We start from the raw sequence: 22,943 nt of genomic DNA on the forward strand, positions 1-22,943 counted from the left end.
GTCATGGCGTTTGCAAAAGTGCAGGAAGCACTCGATTTTCTGGATCGTTATCCTGATATAGAGCTGTTCGAATTGTTTATTCTGGATGCCAATGGTGTGCCGAGGGGCAAGCTGCTGCATCGCGAGGAGCTGTTGCCGGTGTATGAATCCGGTCGCCCCCTGCCAAGCACTATTATGGGCCTGTCTATTAACGGCGACGATGTCGAAGATTCGGGCCTGGTGTGGGATGTCGGTGATGTTGATTGCCGTGCCTACCCACTGACGGGTAGCCTGGTGCCCATGCCATGGCGAAGCATTCCGACAGCAGCACTACAAGTCAGTATGCATCCACAACAGGGGCTGCCTGCGGCCGTGGCTGATCCGCGTCATCTGTTAAAGCAGGTTATCGGGCGCCTGGAAGCCAAAGGCTATTATCCTGTGATGGCTTGTGAGCTGGAGTTCTACTTGTTGGATCAACAAACCAACAGCCTTGGCCAACCTCAGTTGGCACCTGAGCCAAGTGGTGCCAGACCCGGCACCACGCAAGTGTATGGCCTGCGTGAGCTGGAACAATTAGAGCCGTTTCTGGCGGATCTCTACGCCGCCTGCAAACTGCAAGGCATACCGGCGCGCACGGCGATATCTGAATATGCACCCGGTCAGGTTGAAATCACGCTACAGCATGGTGATGCCTTGACCGCTATGGACCAGGCAGTGCGCTACAAGCGGTTGGTGAAAGGGGTGGCACATCAGCATGGCATGCAAGCCTGTTTTATGGCTAAACCCTTTGCACAGCTGTCAGGTTCAGGCATGCACATGCATATCAGTCTGAACGATGGCCAAGGTAAGAATCTCTTCGCCAGCGATGATCCGGCTGGAACGCCACTATTGCGTTGGTCGATTGGTGGCATGCTGGCGTGTCTGGTCGATACACTGCTGTTTTTCTGCCCTAACGCCAACTCCTATCGGCGCTTCCAATCGGAAAGTTACGCACCGCTGGCGCCCACCTGGGGTGTCGATAACCGCACGGTATCGATGCGTATTCCCGGAGGTCCGCCTGCCAGTCGTCATATTGAACACCGTATCTGTGGTGCTGATGCCAATCCGTATTTGGCAGCAGCTGCGATTCTGGCTGGTGTGCTGCGTGGTATTGATGAACAAATAGATCCAGGTGCACCGGTGACTGGCAATGGTTATGCCCAGGTGACTGAAACCCTGCCGGGTGATTGGCTAACCACCCTGAATGCCTGTTCCACCTCGACTTGGCTACCCGAGCTGATAGACCCTGCATTTCTCAAAATTTATCAGGCAGTTAAGCAGGCTGAGTACCAGCAGTTTATGGCTGAAGTGGGTGAGCAGGACTGGCGCTGGTATCGCCACACGGCTTGATAGATTTCAGGATGATGAAGGATTGACTGATGCAACATAAAAATTTGGCTGGGGCACCTCATCAGGAGCGCTTGCCTTCCTACTACAGTGCCACAGTGAATGATCAAATCGCTTACCCGCCTTTGCAGGAAGATATAGAAACGGATGTGGCGATTATAGGTGCAGGCTTTACCGGCATTGCGTCAGCGCTGGAACTGGCTGAGCGCGGGTACCGTGTGGTGGTCGTGGAGTCCAATCGTGTTGGCTGGGGCGCCTCGGGTCGTAATGGCGGTCAGGTGACCGGCAGCTTGTCCGGCGATGCGGCGATGCGGAAGCAGATGCGTGAAACGCTGGGTAAGGATGTCGATGATTTTATCTGGTTTATGCGTTGGCATGGACACGACATTATTCGTCAGCGTGTTGAGAAGTATGCCATTGACTGTGATCTGCGCTTTGGTCATCTGCATACAGCGATGAAGCCGGTACACCTGGATGAACTCCAGCAGAGTTATGCCGAGGCGCAGGCTCGCGGTATGGCCGATCAGGTCAGCTTACTTGATGCAGATGGCGTCCAGGCGGTGTTGGCAACAGAGCTGTATTGCGGAGCGCTTCGGAATAACCGCAATATGCACCTGCACCCATTGAACCTCTGTCTGGGTGAAGCGCGTGCAGCGGTTTCTTTGGGTGCCCGGATTTTTGAGCAGACGCAGGTTCAGGCCATTGAAGAGGGAGGTAAGCCGGTTGTAGTCACTGATCGAGGCCGTATTCGTGCCAGTCATGTTTTGCTGGCGGGTGATGTGTATCATCGCTTGGCTCAAAAGCAACTGGGCGGGATGATTTTTCCCGCGATGGGGGGCATAGTCACAACTGAACCTCTGGGTGAATTAGCCAGGCAGTTGAATCCGGAGAACCTGGCCGTATATGACTGCCGTTTTGTGTTGGATTACTACCGCATGACCGCCGATGGACGCCTGCTTTTTGGGGGTGGCTGTAATTACTCCGGCCGTGACTCCCGCGATATAGCGGCTGAATTGCGACCCGCAATTGAAGCGACCTTTCCTCAGTTGAAAGGTGTTCATATTGAACATCAATGGAGTTGTGCCATGGGGATTGTGGTCAACCGTATTCCGCAATTGGGTCAGTTATCCCCCAATGTCTGGTACTGTCAGGGGTATTCCGGTCATGGTGTGGCCAGTAGCCATATTATGGGTGAAATTATGGCTGAGGCGATTAGCGGTCAACTGGATAAGTTTGATGTCTTTGCCCGCTGTTCACATGTGCGTGTCCCCATGGGTGATTGGCTGGGTAATCCGATGCTGGCAGCAGGGATGTGGTACTACCGTTTGCGGGAAGCACTGCGTTGAGTGATTCAGACTTCAAGGTGTTGGTGATCGGCTATGTCTGGCCGGAACCTGATTCATCGGCAGCTGGCAGTCGTATGATGCAGTTGCTGCAAAGCTTTATCAATCAGGGCTGGCAGGTGGATTTTGCCAGTCCGGCACAACCGACCGAGCATCAGATCGATCTGGCTCAGCTGGGTATCAACAGCCATGTTATACGCTTGAACTGCAGTTCATTTGATCAGTTTTTACTGGATAAATCACCGAATATTGTTATGTTCGACCGGTTTATGATGGAAGAGCAGTTTGGCTGGCGGGTTGAAAAGCACCTACCTCAGGCCTTGCGTATCTTGAACACTGAAGACCTGCACAGTCTTCGTCATGCACGTCATCAGGCGTTTAAGGCCGGGCGTGAATATCAACCGGAAGACTTGCACAGTGAGTTGTCAATACGCGAAGTGGCCGCCATTTTTCGTGCTGATCTGACCTTGATGATCTCAGCCGTCGAAACCCGCTTGCTGCAACAACAGTTTCAAGTTCCCACAACCCAGTTGTATACCCTGCCATTTATGCTGCAGCCGATTACAGCGACGCAGAAACAGCAGCGTTTAAGCTTTGCCCAGCGAAGTGACTTTGTCAGCATCGGCAACTTTCGCCATGCACCCAACTGGGATGCAGTGCTCTATCTGAAGCAGATGTTCTGGCCAGCTATTCGTCAGCAGTTACCGGATGCCAGCGTGCATATTTACGGCGCTTATCCGCCACCTAAGGCGACACAACTGCACAATCCAGCCCAAGGCTTTTTGGTAAAAGGCTGGGCCGATAATGCCAGGCAGGTGGTAGGGCAGGCGCGGGTGTTACTGGCGCCGTTGCGTTTCGGCGCCGGGTTGAAAGGTAAGCTGGTGGAAGCGATGCAGACTGGTACGCCGAGTGTTACCACACCAACAGGGGCTGAAGGCATGCATGCCGGGTTGCCCTGGAGCGGTGCAGTTTGTGCCGATGAGACGGCGTTTGTCCAGCAGGCAGTGTACCTCTATACCAACGAAGACGGCTGGCAACAGGCACAGCAGCAGGGTGATCAAATACTTGAGCAGCTGTATAACCGTGCTGAGTTAGAGCCGGGTTTTATTGCGCGTATTCTGCAACACTATCAGCAGCGCGAAGCCCTTAGACAGCAGCATTTTATCAGCCAGATGCTCAGGCATCACAGCATGAAAAGCACGCAGTATATGGCGCAGTGGATTGAAGCTAAAAACAGGCATGGCTAAGCTTGGTGGTATGTTACATTAATCCTGATAACTGACTGTTACGGAAGCACTGACTATGGCAAAAATATGTTTACATGTCCGCGTGGTTGGCCGGGTACAAGGGGTCTGGTTTCGGCGCTTTACCCAGCAGCAGGCCGAGGCCCACGGTGTGGTAGGCTGGGTGCGCAATCTGGCTGATGGTAGTGTTGAAGCCATGTTATGTGGTGAAGAGATCAATGTTCATCATGTCGAAGCCTGGTTGAATCAAGGTCCGGAGTTAGCCACGGTAGCTGAAGTGATTGCTGAGCCTGGCGACTGGGATGACAGCCACACCGGCTTCGAAATAAGGGATGACGCAGACAACTAACACTAGAGTGTCCTGCCGATCCTCAAGGGTTAAGGGTTTAATTGATTGGCAAAGTCGTGATTAACATCGCGATGCTTGGCTTCATCGGCCCGTACAGCCAATATTACCTCACGCAGGCGTGCATCTTCCGGGAGCTGCCAGTAGTCTATGGCGATGCGGGGCGCAGGTACATTCTCATAGAGTCCGCTGTCTATACCTTCCAGGTATTCAGTGTAACTGTATACTGCTTCCTCCTCGAGATAACCCACGAAGCGATGTGCTGTTCGTGGTGAGATCAGGTAGAGCAGGAAAAAACTGTTATAGAAAATTCCTTGTACCAGCATAATAAGCAAACGTTCGAAACGGTTTGGCTGGGCGATTTCTATAAAGGTCATTAAATGCATGCGCTCATTTTCAGCCTCTTCCAGTAACGTTCGAATCCAGCCTTCGTCACTTTTAATTCGTCGTATTGATTTCAAATGCTGTAGGGCTCCACCCACCATTCCAGGTACCGCAGCGACGGTTTCTAGCACGACAGCACGATGACCATAGCGCTGGGCAAAAAATTTATCGGCAAAAAAACGCAGCAAGCGGGTCATGTAATAGGCCACCCGGTCAGACCCTGTCTTGGGTTTGAAATGTGTCTGCAGACGTTGCTCGGACATCTATTACTCCATGTTGTTTTTGCAAAACTCACTAGGTATGGCTATCCAGCATTGAATAGGTTCCTGACAAACAAGTTAATCCTTACAGGCCTTGATATGGAGGGATGGTATTTTTGTGTGAAGCAAAGGCATCTATGGGCATAGGCCGGGCATATAAAAAACCCTGAAAAGAACGGCAACCGAAGCGCTGTAGTGCATCGCGCTGGTCAAGGTTTTCAACGCCTTCCGCAATCACATTTAATGCCAGGCTGCGCCCCAGATCGATAATGGTTCTGACTACGGCAAGATCACGCGCATCCCTGTGCATATCGCGCACAAACGCCTGGTCAACTTTCAAGGTATCCAGAGGCAGGCTGATCAGCAGACTCAGCGATGAAAAGCCTGTGCCAAAATCATCCAGTGAGAAACGGATACCTTCTGCTTTTAGTAACAACATTTTCTCAATAGTTTGTTCAATATTATCTATCAGCAGACTTTCGGTTAATTCCAGTTCCAGCCGATTAGCTGGTGCACCGGTTTCTTGCAGAATACTCAATACGTCATCAACAAAACTATTGTGGTGCATCTGCGCGGCACTGATATTGACCGCAATGGTCAAATGAGCGGTATCGGGATGCTCCGACCAGCTAACCAGTTGCTGACAGGCGGTACGCAAAATCCACTGTCCCAACGGAAGTATCAGGCCAGTTGTCTCAGCAACCGGGATAAAATCACCCGGTGATACCAGCGGCTGTTCCGGTGGTTGCCAGCGTATCAGGGCTTCTACGCCGGTCATTTCGCCTTCAGCATGGTACTGTGGCTGGTAGTAAAGAATAAATTCCTGATTTTTAAGTGCTCGACGCAGACCAAACTCCAGTTCAGCCCGGTGTTCGGCTTTTTGTTGCATGCTGGTATCAAAAAAGCGTATCTGATTTCGTCCGACTTTCTTGGCATCATAAATGGCCAGTTCAGCCCGTTTGATCAGCTCTTCCGGGTTATGTTTACTATCTGAATAAAGCGCAACACCCAGGCTGGCCGAGGTGGTGTATTCCTGATTCTGTATTCGAAATGGGTGCTCAAGAGCCGCAATAATCTTATCCAGTACCTGCTCGACCTGGTTCAGCAGTAAAGTATCATCAGTGGACAGGTCTTCCAGTAATAACATAAATTCGTCACCGCCAAAGCGCGCTAACGTATCGCTGGCACGTATATGTTCGCTCAGCCGCGTGGCGATGCCTGTGAGCAGTTGATCGCCTGCCTGATGTCCCAGGGTGTCATTCAGGGTACGAAAATTGTCCAGATCGATAAGAATGACGGCACCATTACCCTGTTGGTTATGGCGACTTGCCAGGCTATGCTGCAAACGGTCCATGAGTAATCTTCGGTTAGGCAGTCCGGTAAGCACATCATAAAAAATCAGTTGATGGACTTCTTTTTTATGACGTTTTTGTTCTGATATATCCGTTGCCAGCCCACACAGGGCGTAGATCTGTCCTTTTGAGTCGCGCATAGGCACCTTTACTGAGAGAAAGGTGCGTGGCTCATTTTCACCAGGAAGCTTGTTTACTTCTTCTTTGACAATGCTGTCGCCACTCATAAGTGCACGGTCATCCAGACGGAAAATCTCAGCTACAGATTCACTATCAAAAAAAGCTTCATCGGTTTTGTTTAAAATTTCTTCTTCAGTGCAATTGAATAATTCGCAGACTTTGGGACTAACATATAAGTAACGGTGTTGTGGATCCTTGATGTAAACATAGGCTTGCAGGTTGTTGAGAATCGTTATGAGCTTATCATCACTCATTTTTAATTCATGCTGGGTGCGCTGCACTTTTTGCCTGAGGTATCGCATAGTTAACAAAGCCAGTAGTAGCAGGCCAAGCAGCGTAATCAAACCGACCCATACAAACCTGGGAATAACCTGTACTTCAACAGATGATTGCCAGTTTTGCAGAATACGGTTGTAGGGGGAGTCCTGTTCAGCGCCCCACTGTTCCAGCCAATAATCAATTTTTTCCAACAATTCGGGGTGTTGATTAAGTGATGTGGCAAAAAACAGTCGTGCCGGTTGAAATAAAATGGAGGTTTGTTTGAGGTCATAGCCGTTGCCATGATAACCACCAAACAGATTGTTGGTAGCCAGTGCATCGGCCTTGCCTTCGGCTAGCAGGTTGAGAGCTGATTGCAGATCACTAACGCGTACTAGCTCCATCTGTATGCCGAATTCTTGATTAATCTGCTTTAAAAAATCCTGTTGAATTGAACCGGCAAGAATGGCAACACGCTTTTGATCCAGATCCAGTACAGAGTCGATTTCTACATCAGCATGACGAAACACCTGTGACCAACTGTGCAAGGCGGGCTGGTGATGAAATGACATCAGGGTTTGTCGTTGCTCACTGAAGGCCACATCCGGCATTAATTCAATTTTACCTTCTTGCAGCAGTTGCAGACAGACATCCCAATTACACGGAACTGCCTGGAGTTGCCAGTCTTCACGCAGGGCGATTTCCTGAATCAGTTCCCCTAAAATGCCAGAAGGCCTGCCATCAGGCCCCAGCATGATTTTAGGTGGATTTTCATACACACCAATACGAACGCTTTGCATGTCAGCCTGAGCGTTGAAAGTGAGCATCAAAGCCAGCAGCAGGCAGTAAAGCCTGATACCTGTCGATATCCGTGTCATAAAACCATATATTCCTATAAAAGTTTATAGTCGCAGTATAGACACGAAATCTTCAAGGGGTCAGCCAGCTTGATTAAAAAGTTGATATCATCGATTCATTGAGTAAACTGGATTCAGTCTGATTACTACAAGGATGTAACCTCATGGCTAGACTGCCTAGATTGGTATTGCCCAATCAGCCTCTGCATATCATGCATCGAGGTAACAATCGTCAAAAAGTATTTGAAAACAAAGAGGATATGTCACGTATCCTTGCCGATATCGCGAAGTCACTCATAAAAGCAGATTGCCAGTTGCATGCCTACGTCATCATGACAAATCATTTGCATCTACTGATTACGCCAAAAGACAAACACCATTTGGCCGTGTTTATGCAGTCTCTGACCAATCGCTATGTCCGATATTTTAATTCCAGTCGGGAACGGACAGGCACCATTTGGGAAGGGCGGTTTAAATCATGTCTTGTAGACAGCGATCATTACCTTTTCACCTTATACAAGTATATCGAAATGAACCCGGTAAAAGCCGGTTTGGTCATTGATCCCAAAGAATACCCTTGGTCAAGCTATCACCACAATGCGCTTGGAGTAGTGGACCCGCTGATTTCAGAGCATCCTCTCTATCTGGATTTAGCGACTACAAAAGATGAAAGAGCGGCTCATTACCAGTCGATGATGAGTAATGTGAACCTAAGTGAAGAGAATCAAAACATAACCGAGGCAACTATTCGTGGCGAAGCACTGGGTGATGTAAACTTCAACAATTGGGTAAGCCTACAAACTGGAAGGCCAGCAAAGCTAACATCTCATGGGGGCGATAGAAAGAGTGCCGAATATAAAAACCAAGCTGGCTGACCCCTTGATTCCAGGGTTTATGGTGATTCAGGGGAATCATCTTGAAGAGCTGCGTCATTTGATGGTGAGCTGGACTCAGCATTACCCGCTTAAGCCGTTGGAAAATGAAGTGATTCTGGTGCAAAGCAACGGTATTGCGCAGTGGCTGAAACTGGCACTGGCGGCGAACTCGGGGGATGGAGCGGAATCCGGGCTGGGTATTGCGGCGGGGTTGCAGGTGATGCTGCCGGGGCGGTTTATCTGGCAGGCTTATCGTCAGGAGTTTCCCCAGCTACCCAGTGCTTCCCCCTTTGATAAAGCCCCCCTGACCTGGCGGCTGCTGCGATTGCTCAGTGATCTGCCAGCCCTGGCTGCCAGAGCGCCTGATCCTCAGGTGCTACAGCCGCTGCAACATTTTCTCGATCAGGACCCCTCCGTGTCACGAACTTGGCAGTTGGCGGCGCGCCTGGCGGATCTTTATGATCAATATCAGGTCTACCGGGCCGATTGGCTGGAGGCCTGGCTGCAGGGTGAATCGGTGTTGATCACCGCAGCGGGTGAACGGCAGCCATTGAAGGCGGAGCAGGCCTGGCAGCCGTTGCTCTGGCAGTGGCTGAATGCGGATATTCGTCAGGCTCACTCGGAGGCTGATTTTCTCAGTTATGCCAGCCGTTCCAGCGTGCATCAGGTGTTTTGTCAGCAGCTTGGCGAGGCAGATGCTAACCAACCACCGACTGGCTTTCCACGCCGAATCATCGTGTTCGGTATCTCCTCCTTACCCCGGCAAACACTGGAAGTGCTCGAAGTGCTGTCGCAGTTTTCCCAGGTGATGCTGTTTGTGTGTAATCCCAGTCAGCACTATTGGGGCGATCTGATCGAAGGGCGGGAGCTGTTCAAAAAGGCTTATCAGCGCAATTCTGAACGCCGCGTGCCGGATAATCTGGATGAAGATCAACTGCATCTGCACGGCCATCCCTTACTGGCAGCCTGGGGGCGTCAGGGACGTGACTATCTGAGGCTGCTGGATGAGCGTGATCAGCCGCAGAGCTATCAGCAGCACTTTGAACGCATAGATCTGTTTTCATCGCCAGGGAACGAAACACTGCTGCAACAACTGCAGGATGATATTCTGGAACTGCGCACCCTGAGTGAGCGCCAGGCGATGCAGATCCAGGTGGATGTGCAAGATCGCAGCCTGAGCTTTATGCTAGCACATAGTCCGCAGCGTGAGGTGGAGATCCTTCAGGATCAACTATTAGCCGAGTTTGAGGCGGCGCAACACTCAGGTGAACCCTTGAACCCCCGCGATATTCTGGTGATGGTGCCGGATATCCAGGTGTATGCCGCACATATCGATGCTGTGTTCGGTAAACTGGATCGAGATGATCCGCGTTATCTGCCATTTCATATTGCCGATCAGGGCCAACGCCACAAAGCGCCCTTGCTGATTGCACTGGAAAGTCTGCTGCATCTGCCTGAGTCCCGCTTCAGTGTCACCGAACTGCTGGATCTGCTGGATGTACCCGCTTTGCGCGCCTGTTTTGAACTGGATGAGGTCGATCTGCTCAGCCTGAAGCGCTGGATACAGGGAGCCAATATTCGCTGGGGACTGGATGCTGAGCAGCGTGAAGCGCTGGACCTGCCTGAAGGGGTATCGGCTAATACCTGGCGTTTTGGCTTGAAGCGAATGCTGCTGGGCTATGCCAGTGGTGAAACGTCTGCCTGGCAGGGAACCGTACCCTATGCTGAAGTGGCTGGCCTCGAAGCTGCCAGGTTAGGACCGCTGGTGCTGTTGCTGGATCAACTGGAAACTGCCTGGCACACGCTGCAGCAAGCTACCCATGCTGGTGAATGGGCTGCCCGTTTGCAGCAGTTGTTGCAGGATTTCTTTGTGCCCCAGTCAGAGCTGGATCAGGCGTTGCTGCTCAAGTTTGAGCAGCAGTTAACACAGTGGCTAGAGGCTATCGAGTTGGCTGAAGCCAGTGATCTACCCTTAACACTCGACGTGGTGCGTGAAGAGCTGCTGTCCGGTCTGGATCAGCCGGGTTTGAGTCAGACATTCCTGGCCGGGTCGGTAAACTTTGCTACGCTGATGCCGATGCGTGCCATTCCGTTTCGGCAAGTCTGGTTGCTGGGGATGAATGATGGTGCTTATCCGCGCGCTGTCAGACCGGTGGATTTTGATCTGATGGCACAGGACTATCGACCCGGTGACCGTTCCCGACGAGAAGATGATCGCTATCTGTTTCTGGAAGCCTTGCTGGCCGCGCGCGAGAAGCTGGTGGTCAGCTGGGTGGGCCGCAGTGCCCGCGATAACTCCGTGCGACCACCGTCTGTACTGGTCGGGCAACTGCGTGATCACCTGCAGTCGGGTTGGCAAGGACAGACCGACGATCTGCTCAATGAACTGACCATCGAGCACCCGTTACAGCCTTTCAGTCGCCGCTATTTTGATCAGGACGCCGCTGCGCACGCGCCGTTCAGTTATGCCTCCGAGTGGTTAGCGGTACATCAGCCGATCAGCCAGGCGCAATCACCGCTATCGCTGGAGCCCTGGCAGCCGGAAACCGCCTTGTCTCTGTCACAGTTGGTGCAGTTGATGAAGCAGCCGATCGACAGCTTTTACGCCCTGCGTCTGCAAGTGCCGCGAACGGAATCTATTCAGGTGTTACGCGATACCGAAAGCTTTGCGCTGGATGGGTTGGAAGTTTGGCAACTGCGTGACCGGCTGCTGCAATCCGCCATCCTGCCTGCCGTGGATGAAGATGACTTTTTGCAGCGCGTCGGTGATGAAGTACAGCGTATTCAGCAGGAGGGCTTGCTGGTTGAAGGCAGTCTCGGTCAGTTGCAGGGGCAGCAGTTGTGTCAGGGACTGGATGCGGTCTATAGCGACTGGTTGGCCGAACGCACTGAGTTCAGTGACGCGCTGGAGAGCCAGCCAGTGATGTATTCAGCGCATAGCGAATGGGGTGTGTTGTCTGTAGAAGCCATGCTTGAGCCCCTGTATCAGAACCCTGAAACAGGGGAGGTCGCGTTGCTGTTGTTGCAAAGCAGTGGCTTGATCAAACAGGGTCGGACGCGCAAATGGCACAATCACTTGCGCGGCTGGCTGATGCACCTGCTGGCTCACCAGAGCGGCCTGAAACTGACCACCTGGATTATGACCCCTGAAGGCAAAATTCGCTTTGCACCACTGGCGTCTGCGGAGCAGGCCCGTGCCTGTCTGGATCGTCTGCTACAAGCTGCACATGCAACACTGCAGGCGCCCACGCCTTTAAGCCTGGATACTGCCATCGCCTGGCTGGCCAACCGGGATGACGCGGCTGTACCTGAGTTTCCAGAGGGTAAGCTCCAGACCAAACTGCTGGAGGCGCTGGATAAGAGCCTTCAGCAAAGCCGTTTCTTTCATCAGCACTGTACTGGTCTTGAACAGCTTTGGGCCGAAGGTGCATTTGTCCAGCATGCACAGGCGCTCTACGGTGACTTTCATCAGGCTGTAACAGCGCAGAAGGAAACCCGCTCATGAGTGACAGCATTAATCGTCTGGATCCCTTAACCTTTCCATTGCAGGGCAAGGCTTTGATCGAAGCCAGCGCAGGGACCGGCAAGACCTTTACCCTGGCACTGCTGTATCTGCGACTGGTAATTCAGCATGGCGGCGATCAGGCGTTTATACGACCACTGCTGCCACCGGAAATACTGGTGGTGACCTTTACCAATGCGGCGACAGCGGAGCTGCGTGAGCGTATTCGTGCAAGGCTGGTGGAAGCGGCGGGGGTATTTCAGGGAGCGACCACCAGCGATGCCCTGCTGCTGGCGTTGCTGCAACAACTGCAAGATGATCAACACCCGCGGGCAGCACGCCAATTAACGCTGGCGGCGCAGTGGATGGATGAGTCAGCCATCTCCACCATCCATGCATGGTGTTATCGCATGCTGAAAGAGCATGCCTTCGATAGCGGCAGTGCCTTTGATCAGCAACTGGAAACCAGCGAGCAAGCCTGGCAACAGCAGGCCAGTGAAGATTACTGGCGTTGTGCCTACAGTCAGTTGCCAGTGGAGCAGTTGGCCCTGGTGGTCGATTGTTGGGCATCACCCGATGCCCTGTTGAAACAGGTGAAGCCCTGTCTGGATAAGCTGGCGTATCTGGCCAATCCATCGGGGTCAGCCTTGCAGTTGATTCAGCGTTATCGGCAACAGCGCACGGCGCAACTGGATGCATTGAAGGCCGAGTGGCGGGCGCAGGATTATATCGGCCAGTTACAGCAATTGTTCGATCAGGCAGCTAAGCAGAAAGCCTTTCAGGCGAAAAAACTCAACAGTGGTCACCGTTCTGGCGTGTTGAACAAACTGAGCGACTGGCTGGCGCAGGCCTCACTGGAAGATCCGGGTATTTTCGGGGGTAAAAGCTGGCGCGTTATGTCATCCGAGGGGATCAGTGACATCTGGGTAGATGCGCAACAGGCCCCGGTTGATCACCCAGCCTGCCTGGCCTTGTCCCAGTTAAAGCAGGTGCTGGCCGATTTGCCGGATCTTCAGCCTGAGCTGCTATGTCATGCGGCGCACTGGATTGCTGCACGGATCGAGAAGGTTAAGCAACAGGCCAACAGTCTGAGCCAGAACGATCTGCTATTGCGTCTCGACAAGGCACTGGCTTCCACCCAGGGAGAGGCGCTGGCCGCGGCGATTCGCAGACAATTTCCAGTGGCCCTGGTCGATGAGTTTCAGGATACCGACCCGGTGCAGTACCGTATTTTCCGTCGAATTTATCAGCAAAGCCCTGATAACATGCCGGTCGGCTTCTTTATGATCGGTGATCCCAAGCAGGCGATCTATGCCTTTCGAGGCGCAGATATTCATACCTATCTGCAAGCACGTCAGGACAGTGAAGGGCAGCATTACACCCTCGATACCAACTACCGCTCCTCGTCTGCGTTGATCGATTCGGTCAATGAGGTGTTCAGTCTGGCCGATCAACGTGCCCAAGGCGCTTTCCTGTTCAAAACCGGGGAGCGTAATCCGGTACCCTTTTTGCCGGTGAAGGCCGGAAAGGCCGACTTGCCGGGAATGATGCTGGACGGGGAGCAAGCCCCTGCACTGCAAGGCTGGCTGGTTGAGCAAACAGATGACAAGCTCAATAAGGGTGATGCACGTGAGCGACTGGCACAACTGACTGCCGCCAAGATTACCGAGTTACTGATACAGGGGCAGCAGGGAAACGCCACGCTGCCCCTGGCAGAACAGGGTGGCTGGCGCGCGGTGCAACCAGCGGATTGCGCGGTGTTGGTGAATAATCTCGGTGAAGCCACGCGTATCCGGCAGGCGTTGCAGCAACTGGGGGTCGCCAGTGTCTATCTTTCGGACCGATCCAGTGTGTTTCAGACCTGGATTGCCAGCGAACTGTTACAACTGCTGCGTGCGGTGTCTGACCCCTTGAATGAGAAGCGCATTCGTACCGCGCTGGCCAGTCCGTTGTTACGCCCTGATATTGCCTCATTGGAGCGACTGAATCAGGATGAGTTGTACTGGGAAAGTCACTCAGGTCAATTTATAACCTACCACCAGATCTGGCAGCGTCAGGGTATTCTGCCGTTGATCTATCGCCTGATAAAGGATTTCAATATTGCCCAGAGTGCCGGTCAGCGGCCGCAGGGTGAGCGCGAGTTAACCGATCTGCTGCACCTGGGTGAACTGTTGCACCAGGCGGCCGATACGCTGGATGGTGAGCAGGCATTGATACGTTATCTGGAAGAGTCGATTCAGGAACCGGATGAACAGAGTGAAGCGCAGCAGTTGCGTCTGGAAACGGATGAGCAACTGGTGCGGGTAGTCACCATCCACAAATCCAAAGGTCTGGAATATCCCTTGGTGTTTTTGCCCTTTATCAGCGATAGCCGACAAGCCAAAGCACAGGATACCCTGCTGGTCACCCATAACGCCGATCAGCAGGTTGAAGTGCATCTGCGTGCTAATTCTGAAAACCTGGCGCAGGCTGATACTGAGCGTCTGGCAGAGGATTTACGCAAGCTCTATGTAGGCTTGACGCGGGCACGTTTTGTCAACTGGATAGGCCTGGCTGAAACCGATAGCTTTGCCGCATCTGCGCTGGCCTATGTGCTGGACGCCAACTCAGGCAATCTGGCTGAACCGTTAAAACAACTGAAACATCTTAGTCTGCAGGTCCTGTCAGAAGAGTCGACAGAACAGCCGCCGGAGGTCTGGCAACCGGACAGCCCTGAAGTGGAACTAAGCGCCAGAGCAGCACCGCGACTCAGCCATGAGCCCTGGTGGATTGCCAGTTATTCTGCATTGAAACATGGCACCACGCAGGTCAGTGAAACCGCCTGGCAGGAAACGCTGCTGGAAACCCAGGATGCAGAGACCGACGCGACAGACCGGCTCGATCCCTTGGCAGCACTGGATCTGCACGGCTTACCTAAAGGCAGTCAGATAGGTACGTTCTTGCACAGTCTGCTGGAGTGGGCTGCGGCGCTGACTTGGGTCGACAGTCAGGGCGTACGCCAGCAAGGGTTTGCGGGCGTGTTGGAGCCGACATTACAGGCAAGCTGTTTGGACTATCTGACCCAGCGCTGTCAGCAGCGCCAACTGCAATCCTGGAGCGAGCCGCTGCTGCAGTGGTTACAGCAGTTCATCCGTCAGGACTGGCAGTTTCCACAGCAGTCGGAGCCGGGAGCGGCGCCATTCAACCTGGCTGCTCTGTCGCCCCAGCAGTTCAGTGTCGAGCTGGAGTTCTGGTTTGCCAGCCATCAGGTAAGTACCTTGAAACTGGATCAATGGGTGCAGCAGCGCACGCTGGCAGGGCAGGCGCGACCGCCACTGGCCGCCAATCGTTTAAATGGCATGCTCAAAGGTTTTATTGATCTGGTGGTTGAACACCAGGGGCGTTACTATGTAATAGACTGGAAATCCAATTGGTTAGGCGTGAATGATCAAGCTTATTCTGAAGATGTAATGCGTCAGACTCTACTGGCAAAACGCTATGATCTGCAATACCTCCTGTACCTGCTAGCACTGCATCGGCAGTTGCGCTTGCGCTTGCCGGATTATGATTATGACCGGCATATCGGGGGGGCTGCCTATGTGTTTTTGCGCGGCTATCGTGCCGCCTCTCAGGGGGTGTTCTTTGACAAGCCGGATCGTCAGGTGATTGAGGGGCTGGATCGGTTGTTTGCCGGTCAGACATTGACGGATGAGGTGCTGGCATGAAAGCGGATAGCGAAGCGTCATTGAACTGGCTGAATCTGTTACATCAGCAAGGAAAGCTCCGTGCACTGGATCTGGCATTGAGTCGTTATATAGCCGAGGCCGCGCCTGAGTCAGATCCCTGTGTGTTGCTGGCGATTGCCCTGACCAGCGAGCGCAACGGTCATGGTGATGTATGTCTGGATCTGATCGGTGCCCTGACCCATCTGGAGTTAGCCGCTGGACCCGATGCGCCGGCATTGGCCAGTATCCTGCAGATGCTTCAGTCGGTGAGTCCGGAGAGTTGGTGGGCGCGTTTGAGTCAGTCTGCGGCAATTCAGCGGCTTGCATCGGATGGACAGAGTGACCAGCCGGAAAAAGCCACGGCGCCCCTGGTGTTATCCGGATCATCGGAGCGCCCGATACTCTACCTGCGCCGTTACTGGAACTATGAACAACAGGTTCGCACTGCGCTGATGCAGCGCATCGATCACTGTTATGACTTACCGGAAGCGCCGATGGCGGCCTTGTTGAACAGCTTGTTTCCACCATCGGCTGAAACAGCGCAGCCGGATTGGCAGAAAATTGCCTGTGCCTTGTCAGCACGGCGTGGCTTTGCCGTGATTACCGGTGGTCCCGGAACCGGGAAAACCACTACGGTGGTCAGGCTACTGGCGCTGTTGCAGGCCCTGGCGCTTCAGCAGGCGCAACCCGTATTGCGCATAGCCCTGGCTGCACCGACGGGTAAGGCCGCGGCACGCCTGAATGCGTCGATAGCGGCTCAGGTAGCTAATTTGCCCTTGGCTGCTTTGAGTAAAACACCCGAGCAGCTGGAAGCCGCGATTCCGACTGAAGTGACCACACTGCACCGGCTGTTAGGGCCGATACCGGACAGCCGTCGCTTTCGTCATCACCGCAGCCAGCAGTTGCCGGTCGATCTGGTGGTGGTTGATGAAGCCTCCATGGTTGATCTGGAGATGCTGGCCGCGCTGGTCGATGCCCTCAAACCCGGCGCACGTTTGATTCTGCTGGGAGACAAGGACCAGTTGGCCTCGGTTGAAGCCGGTGCCATCCTCGGTGATTTGTGTCAGCAGGCATCACTGGGCCGCTATCAGGATGAAACCGCGCAATGGTTGGCAGGCGTCACCGGGTATTCACTCGATGCGCGCTATCTTAGTGAGACCGGGCGACCACTGGATCAGGTGATTACCATGTTGCGCCAGAGCCATCGCTTCAGTGAACAGGGCGGCATAGGCGCCCTGGCACGTCTGGTCAATGATGGACAGCTCTATGACCAGCCAGTTGAAGATCGTCTGCAGGCGTTGGATCAACTCTTTACCGAACAGCAGGATCAGATAGATAGACTCAGCGTCAGTCATGCCTCAGATGCATCCCTGGCTCAGTTGATTATTAAGGGCTATCAAACCTATCTGCAACAGCTTCAACAAAGTCGACCGGCTTTGGCGGCCGGGCTGGCAGCCCATGACCTTTGGGCTGCTCAGGTACTTGAAACTCATACTGGCTTTCAGTTGTTGTGCGCGGTGCGCGAAGGCCCCTGGGGTGTTGAGCAGTTGAATCAATGGATCACTCGCACGCTGGCCGGGGCCGGATTACTGGAAGGCAGTGATGCACTCTGGTACGAAGGGCGACCGGTGCTGATTACCCGCAACGATTACAGCTTGCGTCTGATGAACGGGGATATCGGCATTGCCTTAATGCGCCCTGTAGAAAATTCCGACGGTTCGATCACCTCCGCATTGCGGGTGGTTTTCCCCGCCGTCGATGGGAGCGTACGCTGGGTCATGCCAAGTCGTTTACAGGCGTTGGAAAGCGTGTTTGCCATGACCGTACACAAATCCCAGGGCTCCGAATTCAGCCACACCGCGCTGGTGTTACCGGACCAGCCCAACCCCGTACTCACCCAGGAGCTGATCTACACCGGCATCACTCGCTCTCGCGAACGCTTCACCCTGATCCACAGCCGCGATAGCGTACTCCGGCACGCCCTGGAAAAACGCGTAACCCGCCTCAGCGGCCTCCACCTCTAAGAAGAAAGGCGCGGCCTCCTTTCAGGAGGCCAGGGCTGTCAGGAGGGCTTCGACTTGTTTGAAGCGCTCTTCGATGCTTTCCATGGGCAGGGTGAAGCGGAGTCCGGAGGGGCCGTCCAGTTTGAAGATGCGCGGTTGGCGCTGGATCATCTGGATGAGTTTGATCGGTTCAACTTTGGGTTCAGCGTCAAATTCGATTTTCCCGCCTTTATTGCCGACATCCAGTTTCTGTATTCCCAGCACTTCGGCTTGCAGTTTCAGCTCTGTAAGACGTAGCAGGTTTTTAGTGGCTTCGGGTAGCAGGCCGAAGCGGTCGATCATTTCCACCTGGATCTCGCGCAAGGCATTGGCATCGCGTGCATTAGAGATGCGTTTGTACAGCATCAAGCGATTATGTACGTCCGGCAGGTAATCATCCGGAATCAGTGCAGACAGGTGCAGATTGACTTCACAGCCGTGGTTCAGCGGTTTGTCCAGATTCGGTGTTTTGCCGTCACGGATGGCTTCAACGGCTTGCTCGAGCATTTCCATATACAGGCCAAAGCCTATCGTCTGCATCTGACCGCTTTGATCTTCACCCAGCAATTCACCAGCACCACGGATTTCCAGATCATGCGTGGCGAGGGTAAAGCCTGCGCCCAGTGTAGAGGCTTCGGAAATGGCTTCGAGACGCTTCTGCGCATCATCGGTCATATTGCGCTTGTCAGGCGTTAACAGATAAGCGTAGGCCTGATGGTGGGAGCGACCGACACGGCCACGCAACTGATGCAACTGCGCCAGGCCGAATTTATCTGCACGCTCAATGATAATGGTATTGGCGTTGGGAATGTCGATACCGGTTTCGATGATGGTGGTACACACCAGAACATTAAAGCGCTTGTGGTAAAAGTCGCTCATCACCTGTTCCAGTTCGCGCTCACGCATCTGTCCATGACCCGCTGCGACACGGGCTTCTGGCACCAGGGCGTCAATTTCAGTAACCACTTTGTCGATGGTTTTGACTTCGTTGTGCAGGAAGTAGACCTGTCCACCGCGTAACAGCTCACGCAGTATGGCTTCTTTAAGCAGCGCAGGATCTGATTGGCGGACAAAGGTTTTCACCGATAGACGGCGAGCCGGCGGGGTGGCGATGATGGAAAGGTCGCGCATGCCGGACATGGCCATATTCAGGGTACGTGGAATCGGTGTGGCCGTCATGGTCAGAATATCGACTTCTGCGCGCAATGCTTTGATCTTTTCCTTCTGCTGAACACCGAAACGGTGCTCTTCATCGATAATCAGCAGGCCCAGGTTTTTGTAAGTCAGACTACCTTGCAGCAGCTTGTGTGTACCAATCAGAATATCCACCTGACCGTCACTCAGTTGTTGGGCAATGACTTGCTGCTGTTTGGCGCTGCGAAAACGCGAGATGAGCTCTACATTGATTGGCCAGTCGGCAAAACGGTCGCGGAAATTATCGAAATGCTGTTGTGCCAGCAGAGTGGTAGGCACCAACACCGCTACTTGTTTACCCGCTTGCGCGGCAATAAATGCCGCTCGCATGGCTACTTCGGTTTTACCAAAGCCCACATCACCACACACCAGTCGGTCCATGGGTTTGGCTGAGCGCATATCACGGATGACCGCGTCTATGGCACTGGCCTGATCCGGGGTTTCTTCAAACGGAAAAGTCGCGGCAAAACGTTCGAAATCGGTTTCAGGAAAGTCAAAAGAAAAGCCTTCGCGGGCATTACGGCGGGCATAAATATCCAACAGCTCGGCGGCTGTATCTCGGACTTTTTCAGCCGCCTTGCGGCGCGCCTTACTCCATTGTTCGGTACCCAGGCGGTGCAGCGGGGCGAGCTCATCGGTAGCGCCTGAGTAGCGACTGATCAAGTGTAGTGAAGAAACCGGCACATAGAGTTTCGCTTCGTTGGCGTATTCCAACATTAAAAATTCATTGATCTGCCCGTCAACCGTGATGCTTTGCAGGCCACGGTAGCGGCCGACACCATGGTCAATATGCACCACCGGTGCATTCGTGGTCAGTTCAGACAGGTGGCGGATAACCTGGTCAGACTGTTCCTTCTCGCGTTGGCGACGACGGCGCTGAAAAATCTGTCGACCAAACAGCTGTGTCTCCGTGACCAGGTGTAACTCACCCGGAATGGAAATGCCCTGGTCCAGCGCAAATACGCTGATACCCAGTCTTACCGGGTTCGCCTGGAAGGCTTGCCAGCTGTCAATGTCTGTGGCTTTTAGATGGGTGCGCCGCAACAGTTCTTGCAAGGCTTCGCGACGACCGGGCGATTCTGCACAGATCAGGAAATGTGCATCGGTGTCGCGCTCCATTAACTGCTTGAGTTTATGCAGTGGCTCATCACTGCCGGGTTCCGCCGTCAGGTCGGCAGGCACACTGCAAGGCAGGTTGTCGCGTCCGGGTTTGCGTTGTTCTGTTTCGGTTGTGACGCGAATGCGTGGGTAGTGCTTGAGTTGTCCAAGCAGTTCATCAGCCGAAAGGTAAAGTGCCTGGGGGCTCAGTAGGGGGCGCTGAATATCAAAGTTGCGTTCCTGATAGCGGTTTTCGACTTCTTCCGCAAAATGTCTGGCGGCTTCACTGACACCCGCTTGTTCAACAAACAGCGTTTGCTCGGGCAGATAGTCAAACAGCGTAGCGAGCTGATCGAAAAACAGCGGCAGGTAGTATTCGATACCGGCGGGCGCGATGCCCTCGGAAACGTCGCGGTACACCGGGCAGCGGTTAAAATCGACTTCAAAGACTTCGCGCCAACGCTGCTTGAAATGACGTATAGAATCCTGGTTAAACGGAAATTCACGTGCAGGTAGAAGACGAATCCGCTCCAGTTGATCGATGGAGCGTTGTGTTTCAGGATCAAAGGTACGCAGGGTTTCGATTTCATCATCAAACAGATCGATACGAAAGGGCAGGTCACTACCCATCGGGAAAATATCGATAATTGCGCCACGCACGGCAAACTCACCATGCTCATACACAGTATTAACCGCCTGGTAACCGGCATGAACCAGTTGTTGGCGTATGGCATCCGGATTGAACTCCTGTCCCTTATCCAGACTCAGGCTGTTGCCGGTAATAAAGGTGGTGGGCGCTATGCGCTGCATCAGCGTGGATGCCGAGACAATTAAAATGCCACGCTTCATGGCGGGTAAGCGATAGAGGGTTTCTATACGCTGAGAAATAATATCCTGATGGGGTGAAAAGGTATCGTATGGCAGGGTTTCCCAATCAGGCACCAGCAGTATTTCATTGTCATCCTGACTGAAAAAAAGGGCTTCCTGACGGATACGTAGTGCAGTTTCATTATCTTTGCATACCAGTACCACCAGCCCTTGTTGCTGACGGGTTAGTAGTTGTTGCAGTACTAAACCCGTGCTACACCCGGTGACATGTCCAACACGTTTGATGTCGCCGGCTGAGTGCGGCAGCGCAAAGCTAAATGGGGCCAGCAAGGTAAGCTCCTATAATTATTCGATTACAAAGAATCTCAAAGGGGGTTATTTTAACTAAAGCTGTAAAAAAACACAGTGATTCAGTCAATTTAGGTTTAAATTAACCTTTATTGTTGGTTCGGACCAAAGTCTATTGAATCGAATTTGATCCGGATGGCGTAAACAGGGATAATGCGCGCACGCAAATGGAGCCATTACAATTTCGGAGCAAGCTGTGAGCCAAGAACTGATTTTAGCGGACTGGAATGCGCGTGAGTCGATTGCTGAAGCAATGATTCCGTTGGTCGGTCGACTTTACCGTGAACGTAACGTCGAGATCTCTATCTATGGTCGCGTCATCGTGAAACGTTCGGTGATCGACGTCATCAAGGCACACCGCTTTGTAAGACAGGTAGAGGATGAAGAGTTGTCAGTGATCGATACCTTTCCGGTACTCGAAGTGATCAGTGGCCTGGATCTTCATAATGCACATGTGGATATTGCCAAACTGGCAGTTAAATTCCGTACTGAAGCCAAAGGGCGCTCGCTGGAGCAGTTCGTCGCTGATGAAATGGTGGATGCGGTAGGCCCGATTGATGATCGTAAACCGGTAGATGTTGTGCTTTATGGTTTTGGTCGTATCGGTCGTATACTGGCGCGTCAGTTGGTAGATCGTGCGGGTATCGGGCATAGCATGCGTTTACGTGCGGTTGTTGTGCGTAAGGGGAATGCAGACAACGATCTGGAAAAACGCGCCAGCCTGTTGCGCCGTGATTCTGTGCATGGCTCATTCAAAGGTACGATCCAGGTAGATGAAGAAAATCAATCTATCATTGCCAATGGTGTGGCTATTCAAGTGATCTTTGCCAGTCAGCCTGAAGATGTTGACTACACCCAGTACGGTATCAATAACGCTTTGGTTATCGATAACACCGGTATGTTCCGTGATGCTGAGGCTATGTCTCGTCACTTGAAAGCCAAGGGTGCGGCAAGAGTGATGTTGACAGCCCCGGGTAAAAATATGAAAAACATCGTCATGGGTGTTAATCATCTGGATATTACCGCTGAAGACACCATCCTTTCAGCCGCATCTTGTACCACGAATGCAATTGTGCCAGTTCTGAAGGCGTTGCAGGATAAGTTTGGTATAGAGAATGGTCATGTAGAAACGGTGCATTCTTATACTAATGACCAGAACCTGATCGATAACTACCATAAGGGTAGTCGCCGTGGCCGTGCAGCGGCGCTGAATATGGTTATTACTGAAACCGGTGCGGCCAAGGCAGTTGCCAAGGCGCTACCTGAGCTGGAAGGTAAATTGACCGGTAATGCGATTCGTGTGCCAACACCGAACGTATCTATGGCGATTTTGAACCTGAACCTGAAAACCGGAACCACTAAAGAAGAGTTGAATGACTACCTGCGCTTTATTGCGTTGCATTCAGATTTGCAGAAACAGGTGGATTACAGTAACTCACCTGAAGCTGTGTCTTCTGATTTCGTAGGTTCCCGGGCGGCGGGTGTTGTTGATGCGCTGGCAACGATTGCTGAAGGCAACCGTTGTGTGCTGTATGTCTGGTACGATAATGAGTATGGCTATAGCTGTCAGGTTATTCGTATGGCGCAACAGATTTGTAATACTACCTTGAAGCCTTATCCGCTTGAAGATAAGTAATAATAGTTAGTGTTAGTTAAAAAAGGGTGCCACATTGAAAATGTGGCACCCTTTTTTGTTTGTGCCAGCATAAAGCAGCCCCTGAAATTTCTGCAAATATGCCACGCATGCTGTTAGAGTGCTGCGG

At 52.8% G+C, this 22,943-nt stretch carries 12 protein-coding genes; 9 read left to right on the plus strand and 3 right to left on the minus strand.

Features of this window, described 5'->3' with window-relative positions; all coding sequences use genetic code 11:
• Positions 1-3 precede the first annotated feature (3 nt).
• From F5I99_RS08180 to F5I99_RS08195, 4 genes are read left to right on the plus strand one after another with little or no spacing between them, the layout of a single operon-like run.
• Positions 4-1,368 (plus strand): glutamine synthetase family protein, encoded by a 1,365-nt coding sequence (locus tag F5I99_RS08180; protein ID WP_151054881.1) that lies wholly within the window; start codon positions 4-6, stop codon positions 1,366-1,368.
• 29 nt (positions 1,369-1,397) lie between these two features.
• Positions 1,398-2,711 (plus strand): NAD(P)/FAD-dependent oxidoreductase, encoded by a 1,314-nt coding sequence (locus tag F5I99_RS08185; protein WP_151054883.1) that lies wholly within the window; start codon positions 1,398-1,400, stop codon positions 2,709-2,711.
• On the plus strand, positions 2,708-3,955 hold the full coding sequence (locus tag F5I99_RS08190) for a glycosyltransferase (RefSeq protein WP_225307594.1): 1,248 nt from the start codon (positions 2,708-2,710) through the stop codon (positions 3,953-3,955). The genes F5I99_RS08185 and F5I99_RS08190 overlap by 4 nt, the downstream gene beginning before the upstream one ends.
• 55 nt (positions 3,956-4,010) lie before the next feature.
• The gene (locus tag F5I99_RS08195) at positions 4,011-4,301 is read left to right on the plus strand and encodes an acylphosphatase (protein WP_151054885.1); all 291 of its coding nucleotides are present in this window, start codon (positions 4,011-4,013) and stop codon (positions 4,299-4,301) included.
• A gap of 29 nt (positions 4,302-4,330) precedes the next feature.
• Here the strand turns inward: F5I99_RS08195 and F5I99_RS08200 are convergent, their stop codons facing one another.
• Together F5I99_RS08200 and F5I99_RS08205 are read right to left on the minus strand one after the other, a co-directional pair.
• Entirely contained in the window at positions 4,331-4,945 is a 615-nt protein-coding gene (locus F5I99_RS08200; protein WP_151054886.1) for an alternative oxidase, read from the minus strand.
• An 82-nt stretch (positions 4,946-5,027) separates the two neighbouring features.
• Positions 5,028-7,610, minus strand: a complete 2,583-nt coding sequence (locus F5I99_RS08205; RefSeq protein WP_225307595.1) for an EAL domain-containing protein — start codon at positions 7,608-7,610, stop codon at positions 5,028-5,030.
• Between the two features lie 143 nt (positions 7,611-7,753).
• Here F5I99_RS08205 and F5I99_RS08210 point away from each other — a divergent pair, with 143 nt between their 5' ends.
• Genes F5I99_RS08210 through recD form a run of 4 tightly spaced genes read left to right on the plus strand, consistent with a single transcriptional unit; the run spans position 7,754 to position 17,694 of the window.
• On the plus strand, positions 7,754-8,464 hold the full coding sequence (locus F5I99_RS08210; protein ID WP_151054888.1) for a transposase: 711 nt from the start codon (positions 7,754-7,756) through the stop codon (positions 8,462-8,464).
• Complete coding sequence (recC, locus tag F5I99_RS08215) at positions 8,436-11,969, plus strand: exodeoxyribonuclease V subunit gamma (protein ID WP_225307596.1); 3,534 nt, start codon at positions 8,436-8,438, stop codon at positions 11,967-11,969. Before F5I99_RS08210 ends, recC begins: the two co-directional genes overlap by 29 nt.
• Complete coding sequence (gene recB / locus F5I99_RS08220) at positions 11,966-15,670, plus strand: exodeoxyribonuclease V subunit beta (protein WP_151054892.1); 3,705 nt, start codon at positions 11,966-11,968, stop codon at positions 15,668-15,670. The genes recC and recB overlap by 4 nt, the downstream gene beginning before the upstream one ends.
• The gene (gene recD / locus F5I99_RS08225) at positions 15,667-17,694 is read left to right on the plus strand and encodes an exodeoxyribonuclease V subunit alpha (RefSeq protein WP_151054894.1); all 2,028 of its coding nucleotides are present in this window, start codon (positions 15,667-15,669) and stop codon (positions 17,692-17,694) included. Before recB ends, recD begins: the two co-directional genes overlap by 4 nt.
• Before the next feature lie 21 nt (positions 17,695-17,715).
• On the opposite strand, the gene mfd is transcribed toward recD, so the two are convergent.
• Entirely contained in the window at positions 17,716-21,159 is a 3,444-nt protein-coding gene (gene mfd / locus F5I99_RS08230; protein WP_407670350.1) for a transcription-repair coupling factor, read from the minus strand.
• A gap of 217 nt (positions 21,160-21,376) precedes the next feature.
• Between mfd and F5I99_RS08235 the strand changes: the two genes are divergently transcribed.
• Positions 21,377-22,816, plus strand: a complete 1,440-nt coding sequence (locus F5I99_RS08235) for a glyceraldehyde-3-phosphate dehydrogenase (RefSeq protein WP_191905984.1) — start codon at positions 21,377-21,379, stop codon at positions 22,814-22,816.
• Positions 22,817-22,943 lie beyond the last annotated feature (127 nt).

This window comes from Nitrincola iocasae (genome assembly GCF_008727795.1).
GTDB classification, from domain to species: domain Bacteria; phylum Pseudomonadota; class Gammaproteobacteria; order Pseudomonadales; family Balneatricaceae; genus Nitrincola; species Nitrincola iocasae.

Excerpts from the sequence above, each read along its gene's own strand:
- F5I99_RS08180 (WP_151054881.1), top strand. The coding sequence starts at position 4 with ATGGCGTTTGCAAAAGTGCAGGAAGCACTCGATTTTCTGGATCGTTAT.
- F5I99_RS08185 (WP_151054883.1), top strand. The coding sequence starts at position 1,398 with ATGCAACATAAAAATTTGGCTGGGGCACCTCATCAGGAGCGCTTGCCT.
- F5I99_RS08195 (WP_151054885.1), top strand. The coding sequence starts at position 4,011 with ATGGCAAAAATATGTTTACATGTCCGCGTGGTTGGCCGGGTACAAGGG.
- F5I99_RS08200 (WP_151054886.1), bottom strand. The coding sequence starts at position 4,945 with ATGTCCGAGCAACGTCTGCAGACACATTTCAAACCCAAGACAGGGTCT.
- F5I99_RS08205 (WP_225307595.1), bottom strand. The coding sequence starts at position 7,610 with ATGACACGGATATCGACAGGTATCAGGCTTTACTGCCTGCTGCTGGCT.
- F5I99_RS08210 (WP_151054888.1), top strand. The coding sequence starts at position 7,754 with ATGGCTAGACTGCCTAGATTGGTATTGCCCAATCAGCCTCTGCATATC.
- recB (WP_151054892.1), top strand. The coding sequence starts at position 11,966 with ATGAGTGACAGCATTAATCGTCTGGATCCCTTAACCTTTCCATTGCAG.
- recD (WP_151054894.1), top strand. The coding sequence starts at position 15,667 with ATGAAAGCGGATAGCGAAGCGTCATTGAACTGGCTGAATCTGTTACAT.